Source organism: Streptomyces sp. O3, from assembly GCF_054788135.1.
This window is the reverse complement of the sequence record NZ_JBTVYK010000013.1, coordinates 61,531-76,874: the sequence shown is the minus strand read 5'-3', so window position 1 is coordinate 76,874 and position 15,344 is coordinate 61,531. Positions and strand designations below refer to the sequence as shown.

The window sequence follows — 15,344 nt, the reverse complement described above, 5'->3', positions numbered from 1 at the left end:
CGGCTTCCGCGGCCTCCACGGCCCTGCGACCGCCGCGGGCCCCCGCCCGTCACCCGAACGCCGCAGCCGTCACCGGCCGGCTCGCCCGCTGGCCCGCCGACCGGGGGCCGCCACGGGTCCGCTGCGCGTGCGGCAACCCGCTGACCACCGGCCGCGCCGAAGGGCGGCGCGAGGTCGACAAGCGTGCGGTCGAGAAAGGGGGCAAAAGGTGGCAAGGTGGCCGCATGGTTGACCGGGGAGCGAGCGCCCTGCCCCTGCCGGACGACTGGCCCGCCCACCCGGACCCGATCCTGGCGCTCAACCGCATGGGCACCTTCGACTGGGACCTGGACAGCGGCCTGATGCACATGGACGCCCAGGCCCACGAGCTCTTCGACCTGCGGCCCGACGAGTACGACGGACGCCCGGAGAGCCTGGCGATCCGGGTGCCCCGAGCCGAGGGCCACCGCCTGGACGCCCTGGTCGCGCGGGCCCTGAAGGACGGCAGCGAGAACTACGGCGCCTACTTCCGCGTCCGCCGCCGCGACGGCACCCTGCGGTGGACCCGCACCCAGGGCTATATCCGGCGCGACGAGACCGGCCGCCCGCGCCGGATCATCGGCATCGTCCGGGACGCGCACCAGGAGATGGAAGAGCTAGCCCAGCGTCGCGAGCGGACCGGTCCGCGCACGGCGCGGAACCGCCAGACCAGCATGGTGCAGAGCACCGCGGCGGCGCTCGCGCACGCCATGACCGTGCAGGACGTCATCGATGTGCTGGGCGACAGCGCCGCCCTGGACCGCCTCGGGGCCGCCAGCCTGGTGATGGGCCTGGTCGAGGCCGGACGCATCCAGCTGGTCGCCGAGGGGCCGGTGGGCAGCTTCGTCCCCGGCACCCGGTTCACGCGGATCGACGAGCCGTACCCGATGAGCGAGGTGGTCCGCACTCTGACGCCGCGCTACATCGAGTCACCGGAGGAGTTCGCGTCCTCGTACCCGCTGCTGTGGCCGCACATCACCGGCCTGGAGATCACCTCCGCCGCGTATCTGCCGCTGATCGCGCAGGCCCGGCCGATCGGGGCGCTCGGCCTGCTCTACCGGGACAGACACGGCTTCACCGCGGAGGAACGCGATGTGCTGGTGGCGCTCGGCAGCAGCATCGCGCAGAGCCTCCAGCGGGCGATGCTCTTCGAGCAGGAGAAGGACCTGGCCCAGGGGCTGCAGACGGCCATGCTGCCGCGCAGCATCCCCGGCATCCCCGGCGCCGAGACCGCGGTGCGCTACCGCTCGGGCAGGCTGGGCCGGGACATCGGGGGCGACTGGTACGACGTGATCCCGCTGCCCGGCGGGCGGGTCGGCGCGGTCATCGGGGACGTCCAGGGCCATGACACCCACGCCGCCGCGGTGATGGGGCAGCTGCGGATCGTGCTGCGCGCGTACGCGGCCGAGGGCCACACACCCGCCACGGTCATGGCACGGGCCTCCGCCTTTCTGCGCGAACTGGACACGGACCGCTTCGCCACCTGCCTGTACGCGCAGGTCGACCTGAGCACCGGAGTCGTCCAGTGCGTACGGGCCGGGCACCTCGATCCGCTGCTGCGACGGCCCGACGGCGGCTGCCGCAGGCTGCCCGTGGCGGGCGGGCTGCCGCTCGGCCTGTCCGCCGAGTTCGGACACCTGGAGTACCCGGTGTCGACCGTGGAACTCGACGCCGGGCACACGCTGCTGCTCTGCACCGACGGCATGGTCGAAGTGCCGGGCGCCGACCTGGACGACGGGCTGCGGGACCTCATCGCGCTCGTCGGCTCAGGCCCCGACGACCTGGACGCGCTGGCCGACCGGCTGTGCGAGGCGGTGGACGAGCGCGGCGGCGACGACGACGCGGCGCTGCTCCTGCTGCGCCGCGCCAGCACCGGCGCGGCACGGGCGGGCGGCCGCCTCCAGCAGCATGTGGCCCCGAACGACCCCGGCGGGCTGCGGGACGCCCGGCACATGGTGCGGGCCGCCGTACAGGCCTGGGGCGCCGGGGAGCGCGCCGACGAGATCGAACTGGCCGCCGACGAGCTGATGACCAACGCGCTGCTGCACACCGAGGGCGCCGCCGTCGTCACCGTACGCGTGCTGACCGGCGCCGTGCGGCGGCTGCGGGTCGAGGTCGAGGACACCTCCAGCGCCCTGCCGCGCCGCCGCGAGGCGGGCGACTCGGGCGTGTCCGGGCGCGGCCTGCTGCTGGTGGACCGCCTGACCGACGTCTGGGGCGTGGAGTCACGCGGCAACGGCAAGTGCGTGTGGTGCGAGTTCACCGTCCCGGCCCGCGACAGGCCCTAGGCGGCGCGGCGTCCGGAGGTTCGGGGCGCGGGCGGCTCGCGGATTGGCCGCTGTCGGGTGAGCCCATACACTCCACCCGCATGCTGCGCATACTGGCTGTGGACGACGAGGAACCCGCGCTCGCCGAGCTGCTCTATCTGCTGCGGGCCGACCCCCATGTGCGCGGCGCGGAGGGCGTCACCGACGCCACCGCCGCGCTGCGCCGGATCTCCCAGGCCGTCGACGCGGATCCGGACGGCCCGGACGCGATCGACGTCCTCTTCCTGGACATCCAGATGGCCGGGCTCACCGGACTCGACGTCGCCCGGCTGCTCGCGGGGTTCGCCAGACCCCCGCTGATCGTCTTCGTCACCGCGCACGAGGGCTTCGCCGTCCAGGCCTTCGACCTCAAGGCCGTGGACTACGTACTCAAACCCGTACGCACCGAGCGCCTCGCCCAGGCCGTGCGCCGCGCCGCCGAGCAGCTGTCCGCGCAGGAGAACCGGCCGCGTCAGGTGCCCGAGACCACGGCCGGGCACATCCCCGTCGAGCTGGGCGGAGTGACCCGGCTGGTGCCGGTCGCCGACATCGTCTACGCCGAGGCGCACGGGGACTACGCACGGCTGTACACCGGCGCGGAGAGCCATCTGGTCCGGATACCGCTCAGCACGCTCGAAGAGCGCTGGCAGCCGCACGGGTTCGTGCGCATCCACCGCCGCCACCTGGTCGCCCTGCACCGCATCGACGAACTCCGGCTCGACGCGGGCAGCATGAGCGTACGCGTCGGCGGCGCCGAACTGGCCGTCTCACGGCGGCACGCCAGTCGGCTGCGCGAGCTGCTGATGCGCCCCGACCGCCGCTGAGCAGGGCCTTCCGCTAGGGCGGCGGGCCCCCGTACACTCCACGCCGTGTCCGCAGAGCCCGCACCCCGCCGCGAAGTCGTGACCGGGGAGCCCCGGCGGCCGCACCCGCCGCCCCGGCACCGCACCCAGTCGGAGATCGACGAGCAGACCACACTCGGCGCCGCCTACGTCCGCTCCCTGATGCGCGGTCAGCTGCGGGCCGGTCTGTCCGCCTTCGGAGCACTGGCCCTCGCCGCCGCCACGCTGCCGCTGTTCTTCAACGCGCTCGGCGAGCCCGCCGTGGTCTGGGCCGTGCTCGGCTTCGGCTGCTATCCCGTGCTCGTCCTCGTCGCCTGGTGGTACGTACGCCGCGCCGAGCGCAACGAACGCGACTTCGCGCGCCTGGTCCACGGCGCCGAAGGCACCGCCCAGGGCGGCCCCGACGCCCCCCGGCCGGCCGACGGCGCGGAAGGCCGCTGACGAGGCCGTGCACCAGTCGTACGCGATACCCGCCGTCGCCGTGGTCGTCCTCGCCACCGTCCTGATCGGCGGCTTCGGCCTGCGCATCTCCCGCACCACATCGGACTTCTACGTCGCCTCGCGCACCGTGGGCCCGTCCCTGAACGCCGCCGCGATCAGCGGCGAATACCTGTCGGCCGCCTCCTTCCTCGGCATCGCCGGACTGCTGCTCCTGCACGGCTCCGACATGCTCTGGTACCCGGTGGGCTACACGGCCGGGTATCTGGTGCTGCTGCTGTTCGTCGCGGCCCCGCTGCGCCGCTCGGGCGCGTACACGCTGCCGGACTTCGCCGAAGGACGCCTGGAGTCACGGCAGGTGCGCAGGCTGGTCAGCGTCTTCGTGGTCGGGGCTGGCTGGCTGTACCTGGTGCCCCAGCTCCAGGGCGCCGGGCTGACCCTGGAGGTCCTCACCGGCGCGCCCCGCTGGCTCGGCGGCACCCTGGTCGCGGCCGTGGTGGTGCTCGCCGTCGCGGCGGGCGGGATGCGCAGCATCACCTTCGTCCAGGCCTTCCAGTACTGGCTGAAGCTCACCGCGCTGCTGGTGCCCGCCCTGTTCCTGGTCCTGGCCTGGCAGGGCGACGGCCGTCCGCGGGCCGAGCTCGACGAGCCCGCCCAGCTCCGCCAGCAGCAGTCGGTACGCGTCGCCGAGCGGGTCGACATCCGGCTGCGCGCCCCGCTCACCGTCACCGTCGACGGCACGGTCGACGGCCGTGCCTACGACGACGCGCGCGTGACGCTCACCGACGGCGCCCACCGCATCGACGGCGGCACCCGCCTGACGCTCCCGGAAGGCTCCCGCGTCCCCGGCGCCGAGCCCGGCTCCAGCACCAGCCGCCCGCTCGCCGCGAGCCGCGCGGACCACCCGTTGTACGCCACCTACGGTCTGATCGTCGCCACCTTCCTGGGCACCATGGGGCTGCCGCACGTGGTGGTGCGCTTCTACACCAGCCCCAACGGCCGCGCCGCCCGCCGCAGCACCGTCGTGGTGCTCGCCCTGGTCGGCGCCTTCTATCTGCTGCCCCCGCTGTACGGGGTACTCGGCAGGCTGTACGCGCCCGAGCTCACCCTCAGCGGGCACGCCGACGCCGCCGTGCTGCTGCTGCCCGAACGGGCGCTCGGCGGGCTCGGCGGCGACCTGCTGGGCGCGCTGGTCGCGGGCGGCGCGTTCGCCGCCTTCCTGTCCACCGCGTCCGGGCTGACCATGGCCGTCGCCGGAGTGCTCAGCCAGGATGTGCTGCCCGCGCGCGGGGTACGGCACTTCCGGCTCGCCACCGTGCTGGCCACCCTGGTGCCGCTGGCCGGTGCGCTGCTGGTCACCGGGGTCCCGGTGGCGGACGCGGTGGGGATGGCCTTCGCGGTGTCGGCGTCCTCGTTCTGCCCGCTGCTGGTGCTCGGCATCTGGTGGCGGCGGCTCACCCCGCCGGGCGTGGTCGCCGGACTGCTGCTCGGCGGGGGGTCGGCGACGGTCGCGGTGGGCCTCACCGTGGGCGGGGCGGTCGGCCAGGGCTGGGCGCACACCCTGCTGGCCTGGCCCGCCGTGTGGTCGGTGCCGGTCGGGTTCCTGGCCATGGTGATCGGCTCGCTGGCCACGCCCGGCAGTGTGCCGCCGCACACCAGCGCCACCATGACCCGGCTGCATCTGCCGGAGTCGCTGACCGTGCGGCAGACCGCCGCCGCGGCGGAAGGAGACCGCGGATGAGCCGCGCCAGACCGGCAGGAGAGCGGAGCCGCGCCAGACCGGCGCGAGACCACAGCCGGGCCAGGCCGCCCAGGGAGCGGCCGTGACCGTCGCCGTGCTGCTCGCGCTGTGCCCGCTGCTGCTCGCGGGCGGCTTCCTGCTCGGCCGCCGCACCGCCCACCCGCTGGGCCGCAGCGATGTCGGCACCCCCGTCGAGCGGGCCACCTTCGAGACCCTGCACACCGCCTCGCTGGCCGCGCCGCCGCTGCGCGCCGGGCTCACCGCCGACACCGCGCGCAAGGCCGCCGGGCGGCTGCGCTCGCTGCTCGGCACCGACGCGCTCTGCCTCACCAACCGCAGTGCGGTGCTCGCCTGGGACGGCGCGGGGGAGCAGCACGGCGGGCAGGTCATGGGGGCGCTCGGCGGGCTCCTGGACTCCGGGCGCGGCGCCGCCTTCGACTGCGCCTGCGGGGACCCGGACTGCCCGCAGCGCTGGGCGGTGGCCGCCCCGATCGTCGTCGACCAGCGGGTGCTCGGCGCGCTGGTGGCGTACGCGCCTCGGGAGTCGGCGGTACTGGCCAGGGCCGCCGACGAGGTGGCCCGCTGGGTCTCCGTACAGCTGGAGCTCGCCGAGCTGGACCGCTCCCGCACGCGGGTGATCGAGGCGGAGATCAAGGCGCTGCGGGCCCAGATCTCCCCGCACTTCGTGTTCAACTCGCTCGCCGCGATCGCGTCGTTCGTCCGGACCGACCCCGAGCGGGCCCGTGAACTCCTGCTGGAGTTCGCGGACTTCACGCGCTATTCGTTCCGCAGGCACGGCGACTTCACCACGCTCGCCGACGAGCTGCACTCCATCGACCAGTATCTGGCCCTGGTCCGGGCCCGGTTCGGCGACCGGCTCGCGGTGACCCTGCAGATCGCGCCGGAAGTGCTGCCGGTGGCGCTGCCGTTCCTGTGTCTGCAGCCGCTGGTGGAGAACGCCGTCAAGCACGGCCTGGAGGGCGCGGTCGCCCGCAGCCGGATCAGCATCGGCGCGCGGGACGCGGGCGCCGACGCGGAGGTCGTCATCGAGGACGACGGGGTCGGCATGGACCCCGAGCGGCTGCGGCGGATTCTGCGCGGCGAGTGCGACCCGTCGGCCGGGATCGGCCTGTCGAACGTGGACGACCGGCTGCGGCAGGTGTTCGGCGACGGCTACGGCCTGGTCATCGAGACCGGGGTGGGCGCGGGCATGAAGATCACCGTACGGATCCCCAAGTACCGCGCGGGCGTGCACTCCTCGCCCGCTCAGCCCCCTGGGGACTGAGCGGAGTCAGAACAGGTGGATCGCCAGATGCCCGAGCGGCAGTCCCAGCTGCCAGGCGGGCGTCCACACCTGCGGACCGTCCTCCTCGCCGGACGGCGCTCCGCCGTCCGGCGCCACCGCGTCCAGGTCGGGCGCGAGCAGCTCGGTCTCCTCCAGCCACTGCCAGGCCAGCCGCGCCAAGTGCAGATCGGGCCCGTCGCGTCTGGGGCCGAACGCCTCGGCGGCCAGCCGCTCCCGGACCCAGTCCTGCCACGGCTGGTCATAAGCGGTCAGCGAGAGCCAGGTCTCCAGCTGGGTGATGACGCGGATGCCGGAGAGTTCGCCGCCGGAGTCGGCCAGGAAGATCGTCAGCGCCAGCGCGTCCCGCCCCGCCCGGTACTCGAAGGACGTGGGGGGCATCAGGTCGCCGGTGCGTAACAACTCGTCCGCGATGTACTCGGCGTACAACCACGCCATGGGGACGGACAGTTCGGCACCGCCGCCGATACTGTCGTCGCGGTGTCCGTGTGGCATCCTCTTCCGCCTTCCTCCGGTGTCTCCGGCCCGTGTCGGTGAACGCGGCGAGGCCCCGGCTCTCGTACCCGCAACACGGAAGATGGGAGTAGCCGATTACTCAATCGGCCGACGGGCAAGGGGCTTTACGGAGGTTTGACCCAGCCGTTCGTTTCACCGCAGGTCGCCCGAGTAGCCCGGAAGAACTCGCCGCAGCGCGCGCAGAGCGTAGTACGCGCGGGACTTCACGGTACCGGTAGGGATGCCGAGCTCGCGCGCCGCCTCCGCCATGCTCGCACCGCGAAAGTACACCTGATCGAGCACCGCGCGGTGTTCGGGGCTGAGTGTTCCCACGGCCCGCCGGACGTCGAGCACCGCCGTGGCGCGCTCCGCGTGGTCCGCGCAGACCGGCGCGCGGTCGACGACCGCGCCGCTCACCTCCAGGGGCCTGGCCTGGCGCTGTCGACGCGCGTCGATCGCCAGCCGGCGGGCCACCGTGAACAGCCAGGGCCGGACGGACGCGTGCTCGGTGCGCAACGCCTCGGGGTGCTGCCAGGCGCGCACCAGCGTCTCCTGCGCGAGGTCCTCGGCGCGCTGCCGGTCCCCCAGGGTGAGCCGGTGCAGAAAGCAGAGCAGGGCCTGTCCGTGCTCGCGCTGGAGCTCGGCCAGGGTGCGTTCGTCCGTGCGGGTCGCCGTCGTCATGGCGGTATGGCAGCGCAGCGCGCCGCGTACGGACATACGGCGTGCGGCGGTGTGCGACGGGCGGTCGAAGACGTCGACGAGCGGTGCGGTGAGCGGGCCGCCGGACGGGCGACCCACCGCGCGTGAGTCCGATTCAGGGACCAGAGCGGCCTTGATCCTTGACGCACCTTTTCTCACATTATCTCTTGATATGGCCCATGGGGGTGTATGTCCGACTAGCCGATTGACTGACCGACGGAGCCCGGCCGATGACCCACCGCACCTCGCCCCTCTCGCACACCCCGCCCGCGCGAGGGGCGGCGACCGCCCTGGCCGCCGTACTGCTCACCGCCGCCGCGGGATGCGCGGCCCCGCAGGAACCCACGCGTGCCCCGGCGGCCGAGGCTCCGGCGCCCAAGGCCGCCGCGCCCGGCGGGCACTCGGCGGCCGGCGGCGCGGGGGCCGGGCAGCGGGCGTTCACCCTGGTCGCCACCGGCGATGTGCTGCCGCACTCCTCGATCATCGAACGGGCCCGCGCGGACGCGGACGGCGAAGGCTACGACTTCCGCCCGATGCTCGCCGGGGTGAGACCGGTGATCTCCCAGGCGGATCTGGCGATCTGCCACATGGAGACGGTCTACGGCGCGGACGGCCACTACACCGGCTACCCCACCTTCAAGTCACCGCCCGAGGTGGCCGCGGCCCTCGCCGCCACCGGCTACGACTCCTGCTCCACCGCCTCCAACCACACCCTGGACGACGGCGCCGACGGGCTGCGCCGCACCCTGGACGCGCTCGACGAGGCGGGCGTCAAACACGCCGGGTCCGCCCGCTCGGCCGCCGAGTCCCGGCAGGTCACCCTGCTGCGGGCGGGCGGGGCCAAGGTCGCCCATCTCGCGTACACCTACGGCACCAACGGCTTCCCGCTGCCCACCGGCCGCCCGTGGGCGGTCAACCTGATCAGCGAGCAGAAGATCATCTCCGACGCCCGCGCCGCCCGCCGAGCGGGCGCCGACGTCGTGGTGGTCAGCCCGCACTGGGGCCAGGAGTGGCAGGACGAGCCGAACGACCAGCAGCTCAGGCTGGCCAAGGCGCTCACCGCGGCCACCTCCGACGGCCGCCCCGACATCGACCTGATCGTCGGCACTCACGCGCATGTCCCGCAGGCGTACGAGAAGGTCAACGGCACCTGGGTGGCGTACGGCCTGGGCGACCAGATCGCCGGGGCCATGTACAACCACTCCGGCGCGTTCGACCCGCGCGGCAACCAGGGCACCATCGGCCGGTTCACCTTCACGCCCCCGGCGAAGCCCGGCGGCCGCTGGAAGGTCGCCAAGGCCGAGTTCATCCCGCAGTGGTTCGACCTCGACGCCGGGCGGGTCGTCAACCTCAACACCGCCATCGACGACGGCGCCGACCACCGCGCCGTACGCGACCGCATCCAGCGCGTCGTCCTGAGCCGTGGCGCGGCCAAGTCAGGCCTGGTGATGGGCGAGTAGCGGGGCACGGCGGGCGGGCGGTCGCGGGCGGGCAGTGACCGGAGGGCTCCGGCGCGCGTTGAACACGTCATGCCGAAGACCGCATCCAGCTCCAGCACCGCCAGCACCGCCCCCAGCGCCGCCGCCCCGGCCGCGAGCCCCGATCCGCTGCCCTACCTCCTGACGAGTCGCCAAGGCGAAGCGGCGCGCACGCTGCTGAGCTACGTGGCCGCCATGCCGCTGCCCGGACCCGACGCGCAGCTCCTCGCCGTGGTCGTGGCCATCCGGGCCGCACGCGGCGGCGTCGGCAACGTCACCGGGGCGGACCTGTCCGCCCTGCGGCTGGGCGACGCGCGCGCCGCCGTCGACGCGCTGCGCGGCCTCGGCTGGCAGGTGGACGACGCGCTCCTCGGCGGCGATCCCGCCACACCGGTCCCCGTCACCGTCCCCGATCTGACCCGGCGGACCGACCATCCCCTGCCCTTCGGGAAGATCCTCCGCTCGCGGGTGTCCGGATGGACCGCGCGGACCCTGACCGCCAAGCCGGTCAAGAAGCTTCCGCCCGCCGCACGGCTGGCCGGGCTGTTCCTCGCCGCGCACAGCACGTCCCTGCTCCACGGCCAGCTCCCGCCCGACCTTCCCGAAGCCTGCCGGGACGCCCTGCCCGACCTCCTGCGCAAGGGCTTCCTCGCCGAGCTGTCCGGGGAGAGGTGCCGCCTCGCCCCCGCCGTACGCCACCTGTCGGGCAGGCGTCCGCCCACCCCGGAGGAGCCGGCGGACCCGTCGGAGGCGGACAACCAGCCCGCACACCCATCGAATCCGGGATTCCGGTACAGCTACAGCGCCGAGGAGTGGGCGCGGTGGAAGGACGCCGCCACGCCCGCGCTGCGGCGGCACGCCGAGTCCGTCGAGTACTGCGCCGTGTGCGCCTTCTCCCCGCAGCGGGTCGCCGAGGCGTTCATGACGCGCAGCCGCCCCAAGGTCATCTCCCCGGACATCGAGGCCGCCTACGGCGCGTGGAAGGACGCGCACCCCGACCGCGGCCCGCTGGCCGCCGAGTTCACCGTGGCCTTCCGCGCCGAGCACGGACACGGCCCCTCGTACCGCCAGCTGTGCCGGGGCCTGGGGTGGAAGCTGAAGCCCTCGCCGCTGAGCGGCCTCGTCGTAGGGGGCCTGCTGGCGGACGGGTGGCTGACGGACACCTCCCCGGTGCCATGGACGCTCCGGCCGGGAACGGCCGCGCGGGACCGGGGAATCGTGCTGCCCGCGGCGCGCGGCTCGTCCGCGCCCGCGCCCGTACGCCGCCGCTGAGCATTCCGCATCCCGAGCCGGTCCCATCAGGTGCTTTCGCACCCGCCGCCGTGTTGGTGAGGCCCGGCCGAACACGGCCGTGCGAGTTAGTAGTCATGAAAAAGGATGAACTGCTCGCGGGGCTCCCGGAGTGGGTCCCGGCTCGGCGGGCGCTGCTGCGCGGCACCGCGCTCGTCGCCCTCACCGCCGCGGCCGGATGCTCGCACGCGAACCGGCCGGGCACGGCGACCAGAACGCCCGCCTCCTCGCCCGCGTCCTCACCCACGCCCGCCTCCTCGCCGTCGCCCGCGCCGGGGCCGCTCGCCGCCCGGCCCCGGAATCCCGCCGCCTACCGGCTGCGCCCCATGACCGGCTACGGCCCGCCGCGCGAGCTGCCCGCCAGGCCCGCCGTACGCAGCGCGCCGATCCTGAAGCTGGCGGACACCCGGCGCCGTATGGTCCTGACGTTCGACGACGGGCCCGACCCCCGCTACACCCCCGGCATCCTGAAGATCCTGCGCCGGTACGACGTACGGGCGATGTTCTTCGTCTGCGGTGAGATGGCCGACGCCAACGGCGACCTGGTGCGGCGGATGGCCGACGAGGGGCACATCGTCGGCAACCACACCTGGTCGCACCCGGAGCTCACCCGGCTGGCCGCCTCCGCGATCCGCCGCCAGATCGAGCGCACCAGCGACATCGTCGACGCCCTGACGGGCGAGCCGCCACGCTGGTTCCGTGCCCCGTACGGAGCCTGGAACCGGGCGACGTTCCGGCTGGGCGCCGAGCTCGGCATGGAGCCGCTCGCCTGGACCGTGGACACCCTCGACTGGCGCGAGCCGGGCACCGGCACGATCGTGCGGCGGGTGCTGGACGGCGCGGGTCCCGGCGTGGTGGTGCTGTCGCACGACGCGGGCGGCGACCGCTCGCAGAGCGTCCAGGCGCTCGGGACGTATCTGCCGCGCCTGCTGGACGCGGGCTACCGCTTCACCGCGCCCAGGACGATGACGGTCTGATCCGCCGCACGGGGGGGGGCTCTGGCCGGGCCTCGCCGCACCGGGCGCGGACCCGAGTACGTCCAGTACGAGGGCCCGCACCCGGCACGCCGAGAGCACGCACCTCGGTGACGTCAGCTGCTTCGCAGCGGGCGCGAGGCCGCCCTCCGGGCGGACGACGGGAGTTTGACGACAGGGCCTGGCCCGCCGGGTCAGCGCGTGCTGGCCAGGCGGGCGAACACCACGACGTTTCCCGCGTACCCCTCGCTCTTGGTGAAGCCGCCGCCGCAGGTGATCACCCGCAGCTCCGCGGCGCCGGTGCTTCCGTAGACCTTGGTGCCGGGGAAGTTCTGCTTGTCGAACACCTCGACGCCGTAGATCTCGAAGACGGCCGTACGTCCGTCCTTGCGCAGGACCTCGACGCGGTTGCCCTTCTTCAGCGAGCCGAGCCCGTAGAACACGGCCGGGCCCTGGTCGTTGTCCACATGGCCGTCGATGACGGCGGTTCCCTTCTCACCCGGCGACACGGCCCCGGTGAACCAGCCCGCGAGGTTCGGCTCCTGGGCGGGCGGGGCGTCCACCCAGCCGTCGGGGTCCAGGCCCACGGGCTGGATCGGCGCGTCCACCTGGATCGCCGGAATCCTGATCCGGTCCGCCAGCGAGAAGGGCAGCGGCTCGGGTCCCAGGCTCTTCGGCGCTGCGGGCACCCGGCTGTCGGCGGCGGCAGCGCTGACGGGCTGCGGCGGCCCTACGGCGAACTCGCCGGACCCGTTCCGTATCAGAGCGAGGCCGGTCAGCAGAACCAGCGCTATCACGCCCCAGGGCGCGCGCTTCCGCCGCGGCTCCTCCTCTTCGACCGGGTGGGACGAAGGCATCGCTCTCCCCTCTCGACTCGGCGGGGCCGCCGCGTCCGTTGCACATGGCAGCACGCTAAGCGCGCGACGCGCGACCTGCGACAGCGCGCGGGCGAACGGGTGGCGGGCCACCGCGCCGCGCGGCGGCCGACGCGGCGGCCGGTGCGCCATCCGAGTTGCGTGCGACAGGAGATTTCTGACGGTCTGTGACCTGCGCGTACGTCATTTTGTAGGGATACCGCCCGGCGTGTCGGCTCACCGGTACGGCGGAACCTCGAAGTGCGGGCCCCGGCAAGGCGGCTGAGGGTCTGTCTGGGAGGCGCTCTCGCCAATCGACCGGGGACGGTTCCCCGGGGCGCCTGCCGCGGAGGTCCACATGCGTACTACTCGTGCCCTGGCGGTCGCGGCCGTCGCCGGTACGTTCCTCGGGCTCGCAGCGCCGTCTGCGAGCGCCTGGGACGCCAGTGCGGTCAGCGTGTCGCCCCATGCCGTCCCGCGCGGCGGAAAGGTGACCATCACGGTCGACGAGCACGCCTGCTCGGGCGGGCGGGTGTTCTCGGACGCGTTCCCCACCGCGAGGCTGCGGCATCACCAGGGCAATGTGTTCAAGGCCCACGCCACGGTCAACACCAACGCCTCCATCGGCGCGAAGAACGTGACGGTCCACTGCGGCAACAGCTCGGTCACCAAGAACTCCGCCTTCACCGTCATCCACGGCGGCGTACGCGGCGGTGTCGGCGGCAGCAGCAGCACCGGCGCGACCCCGACGGACATGGCGATCGGCGGCGGCCTGGTGGCGGCCGCCGCGATCGGCGGCGGCGTGTTCTGGCTGCGCCGCCGCGGCGAGTCCAGGGCCTGACCGGCCTGACCGTATAGCGCGTCACCAGCACTTCGCCCCTGGGATTTCCGCGAATCCCAGGGGCGAAGTGCTGGTGAGCGAGCGGTGGCTCAGGCCTCGTCCTCGCCGGGGCGGCGCCGGGCCCAGTACACGGCGGAGCCCAGCGCACCGACGATCAGCGCGGCGCCCAGGGCGATCTCGCCGATGTCCAGGTTGCCGAAACTGCCGCCGATGCCCGCCTTCACGCCCCGGTGGATATTGCCGCCGGTGTTCTGCTGGTTGCCTCCGGCCCTGATGGTGAGGTCGGTGGTTCCCGTCTCGCCCTTGCAGTTGAAGGTGACCTCGTACGTCGCGCCGGGCTTGGCGTCCCAGTCGACCTTGGCCGAGACCGTGTCGCCCTTGGGGATCTTGACGGTGTCGAAGACCCCGGACGTGACGATCACCGGCTTGTCGCAACCGTCCGCCTGGAGCCTGACATGACCACCGGGCGCGACGGTCGACGGCGTGACGCTGAAGCCGAACGACGTGATGTTGCTGGTGTCGCCGGTTATGGCCGCACTCGCGGTGGGGGAGCCGAGCGCCAGGGCGCCGGCCGAGAGCAGTGCGACGGACGCCGTCCGTATCGTGCGCATGGTGAGTCCTCCAGGTCCCCGAGGAGCAGCCGCGGACCTCTTCCACGTAAATGCCGTCAATGCACCTCGATGACCGAAACGCTAGAGAACACCCCGGTTGGCCGCGATCGCAGTAGGGCGAATGGGGCATCGGCGTCCTCCGGTCGGTGGACCCCGGCGGTGCGCCGCCGACGAAACGACGGCCGCCGGTGTTGAACGCATCCGCACCCGGCTCCCGTATCCAGGGCCGTGCGCGGCGCATCCGAGCTCCGCGACATCCCGGACAACGGCAGGAGTTGACGGACGATGAAGACCTGGCGCAGCGCCTCGATGGCGGTGGCGGCCGCGGCCGTGTTGACGTTGACGGCGGCGTGCGGTCAGGACCAGGAACCGGACTCCCCCAGGGGGCGGTCCGTGGGCGACGCCGCCCCCGCGCGGGGCGGCGGGTACGGCTCGGGCGGCGGATACGGCGACGGGGCGGGCGGCGAGGCGGGCGGCGAGTCGGACGGCCGGGCCGCCGCCGGGCCCGCGGGCCAGCTCGCGGTGTGGGACAGCGAGCGGCTCGGCGAGGTGGTCACGGACAGCGCGGGCTTCACCCTCTACCGCTTCGACGAGGACACGGCCAAGCCGCCCAGGTCGGCCTGCGAGGGCGACTGCGCCGAGGCCTGGCCGGTCGTGACCGCGGACGACGCCAAGGCGCCGCCCGGCGTGGACGCCGCCCTGCTCGGCTCCGTCAAACGCGCCGACGGGGCCGAGCAGCTGACCATCGCCGGGTGGCCCATGTACCGCTACGCCAAGGACGCGAAGGCGGGGGACGTCAAGGGCCAGGGGGTGGGCGGCAGCTGGTACGCCGCGGCGCCCGACGGTGAGAAGGCCGCACCCGAAACCGGAAGCGACGGTACTGGAGGCGACAAAGCCGGAAGCGGTGAATCCGGAAGCGGCGGTACTGGAAGCGGCGAATCCGGAAGCGAGGAATCCGGAAGTGGCACGGGAGGCGATGAGGCCGGAAGCGGCGCGGCCGACCTGCCCGGCCTGTCGACCCGTAAGGACCCGAAGCTCGGCGAGATCGTCGTCGACGGGAACGGTATGACGGTCTACCGCTTCACCGAGGACTCCGCCTGGCCGATGAAGACCGCCTGCACCGGCGCGTGCCTGGACAAGTGGCCGGTCGTCGCGCCCGTCGACGCCGACGACACCGCGGGCATCGACCTCGAAGGCAGCGGCGCCGGCCGCGGCTACGTCGTCTTCGACCGTCCGGACGGCGTCAAGCAGCAGACCGTCGACTGCTGGCCGCTCTACACCTTCGCCGGGGACGAGAAGCCCGGCGACACCAACGGCCAGGGGGCGGGCGGCGCCTGGTACGCCGTCTCACCCGAGGGAAAGCTGGTCGGCGCCCCGGAGAACTGACCCCTGGAACCGACCCCTGGAACCGACCCCTGGAACTGATCTCCGCACAGAAAGGAGTGATCTCGCTC

14 protein-coding genes are annotated in these 15,344 nt (G+C 73.6%); 10 read left to right on the top strand and 4 right to left on the bottom strand.

Features of this window, described 5'->3' with window-relative positions:
- Positions 1–224: 224 nt before the first annotated feature.
- The 5 genes from ACX6XY_RS09140 to ACX6XY_RS09120 all read left to right on the top strand — a co-directional run bounded on the left by ACX6XY_RS09140 (position 225) and on the right by ACX6XY_RS09120 (position 6,630).
- Positions 225–2,306: a SpoIIE family protein phosphatase gene (locus ACX6XY_RS09140; RefSeq protein ID WP_460328107.1), complete on the top strand. Its 2,082-nt coding sequence runs from the start codon at positions 225–227 to the stop codon at positions 2,304–2,306.
- 80 nt (positions 2,307–2,386) lie between these two features.
- On the top strand, positions 2,387–3,148 hold the full coding sequence (locus tag ACX6XY_RS09135) for a LytR/AlgR family response regulator transcription factor (RefSeq protein ID WP_460328106.1): 762 nt from the start codon (positions 2,387–2,389) through the stop codon (positions 3,146–3,148).
- Positions 3,149–3,193: 45 nt separating this feature from the next.
- Positions 3,194–3,607, top strand: a complete 414-nt coding sequence (locus ACX6XY_RS09130; protein WP_460328105.1) for a hypothetical protein — start codon at positions 3,194–3,196, stop codon at positions 3,605–3,607.
- Positions 3,608–3,614: 7 nt separating this feature from the next.
- Positions 3,615–5,345, top strand: coding sequence for a sodium/solute symporter (locus ACX6XY_RS09125; RefSeq protein ID WP_460328104.1), 1,731 nt, complete (start codon positions 3,615–3,617; stop codon positions 5,343–5,345).
- A gap of 82 nt (positions 5,346–5,427) precedes the next feature.
- The gene (locus tag ACX6XY_RS09120; RefSeq protein WP_460328103.1) at positions 5,428–6,630 is read left to right on the top strand and encodes a sensor histidine kinase; all 1,203 of its coding nucleotides are present in this window, start codon (positions 5,428–5,430) and stop codon (positions 6,628–6,630) included.
- Between the two features lie 6 nt (positions 6,631–6,636).
- On the opposite strand, the gene ACX6XY_RS09115 is transcribed toward ACX6XY_RS09120, so the two are convergent.
- Both ACX6XY_RS09115 and ACX6XY_RS09110 read right to left on the bottom strand, forming a co-directional pair.
- Complete coding sequence (locus ACX6XY_RS09115) at positions 6,637–7,143, bottom strand: hypothetical protein (RefSeq protein ID WP_460328102.1); 507 nt, start codon at positions 7,141–7,143, stop codon at positions 6,637–6,639.
- 153 nt (positions 7,144–7,296) lie between these two features.
- On the bottom strand, positions 7,297–7,860 hold the full coding sequence (locus ACX6XY_RS09110; protein WP_460328143.1) for a sigma-70 family RNA polymerase sigma factor: 564 nt from the start codon (positions 7,858–7,860) through the stop codon (positions 7,297–7,299).
- A gap of 212 nt (positions 7,861–8,072) precedes the next feature.
- On the opposite strand from ACX6XY_RS09110, the gene ACX6XY_RS09105 reads away from it, so the two are divergent.
- From ACX6XY_RS09105 to ACX6XY_RS09095, 3 genes are all read left to right on the top strand, one after another.
- Complete coding sequence (locus ACX6XY_RS09105) at positions 8,073–9,302, top strand: CapA family protein (RefSeq protein ID WP_460328101.1); 1,230 nt, start codon at positions 8,073–8,075, stop codon at positions 9,300–9,302.
- A gap of 69 nt (positions 9,303–9,371) precedes the next feature.
- Positions 9,372–10,592 (top strand): hypothetical protein, encoded by a 1,221-nt coding sequence (locus ACX6XY_RS09100; protein ID WP_460328100.1) that lies wholly within the window; start codon positions 9,372–9,374, stop codon positions 10,590–10,592.
- Between the two features lie 95 nt (positions 10,593–10,687).
- A complete protein-coding gene (locus ACX6XY_RS09095) occupies positions 10,688–11,587 on the top strand; it encodes a polysaccharide deacetylase family protein (protein WP_460328099.1) in 900 nt (299 codons plus the stop codon).
- A 191-nt stretch (positions 11,588–11,778) separates the two neighbouring features.
- Here ACX6XY_RS09095 and ACX6XY_RS09090 read toward each other — a convergent pair whose 3' ends face one another.
- Entirely contained in the window at positions 11,779–12,441 is a 663-nt protein-coding gene (locus ACX6XY_RS09090; RefSeq protein WP_460328098.1) for a class F sortase, read from the bottom strand.
- 355 nt (positions 12,442–12,796) lie between these two features.
- Here ACX6XY_RS09090 and ACX6XY_RS09085 point away from each other — a divergent pair, with 355 nt between their 5' ends.
- On the top strand, positions 12,797–13,279 hold the full coding sequence (locus ACX6XY_RS09085; RefSeq protein ID WP_460328096.1) for a hypothetical protein: 483 nt from the start codon (positions 12,797–12,799) through the stop codon (positions 13,277–13,279).
- Between the two features lie 89 nt (positions 13,280–13,368).
- On the opposite strand, the gene ACX6XY_RS09080 is transcribed toward ACX6XY_RS09085, so the two are convergent.
- Positions 13,369–13,890, bottom strand: a complete 522-nt coding sequence (locus ACX6XY_RS09080; protein WP_460328095.1) for a hypothetical protein — start codon at positions 13,888–13,890, stop codon at positions 13,369–13,371.
- 285 nt (positions 13,891–14,175) lie between these two features.
- On the opposite strand from ACX6XY_RS09080, the gene ACX6XY_RS09075 reads away from it, so the two are divergent.
- Positions 14,176–15,276 carry an SCO0930 family lipoprotein gene (locus ACX6XY_RS09075; RefSeq protein WP_460328094.1) on the top strand — a complete coding sequence of 367 codons (1,101 nt, stop codon included), beginning with the start codon at positions 14,176–14,178 and terminating at the stop codon, positions 15,274–15,276.
- The last annotated feature ends 68 nt before the right edge of the window (positions 15,277–15,344 follow it).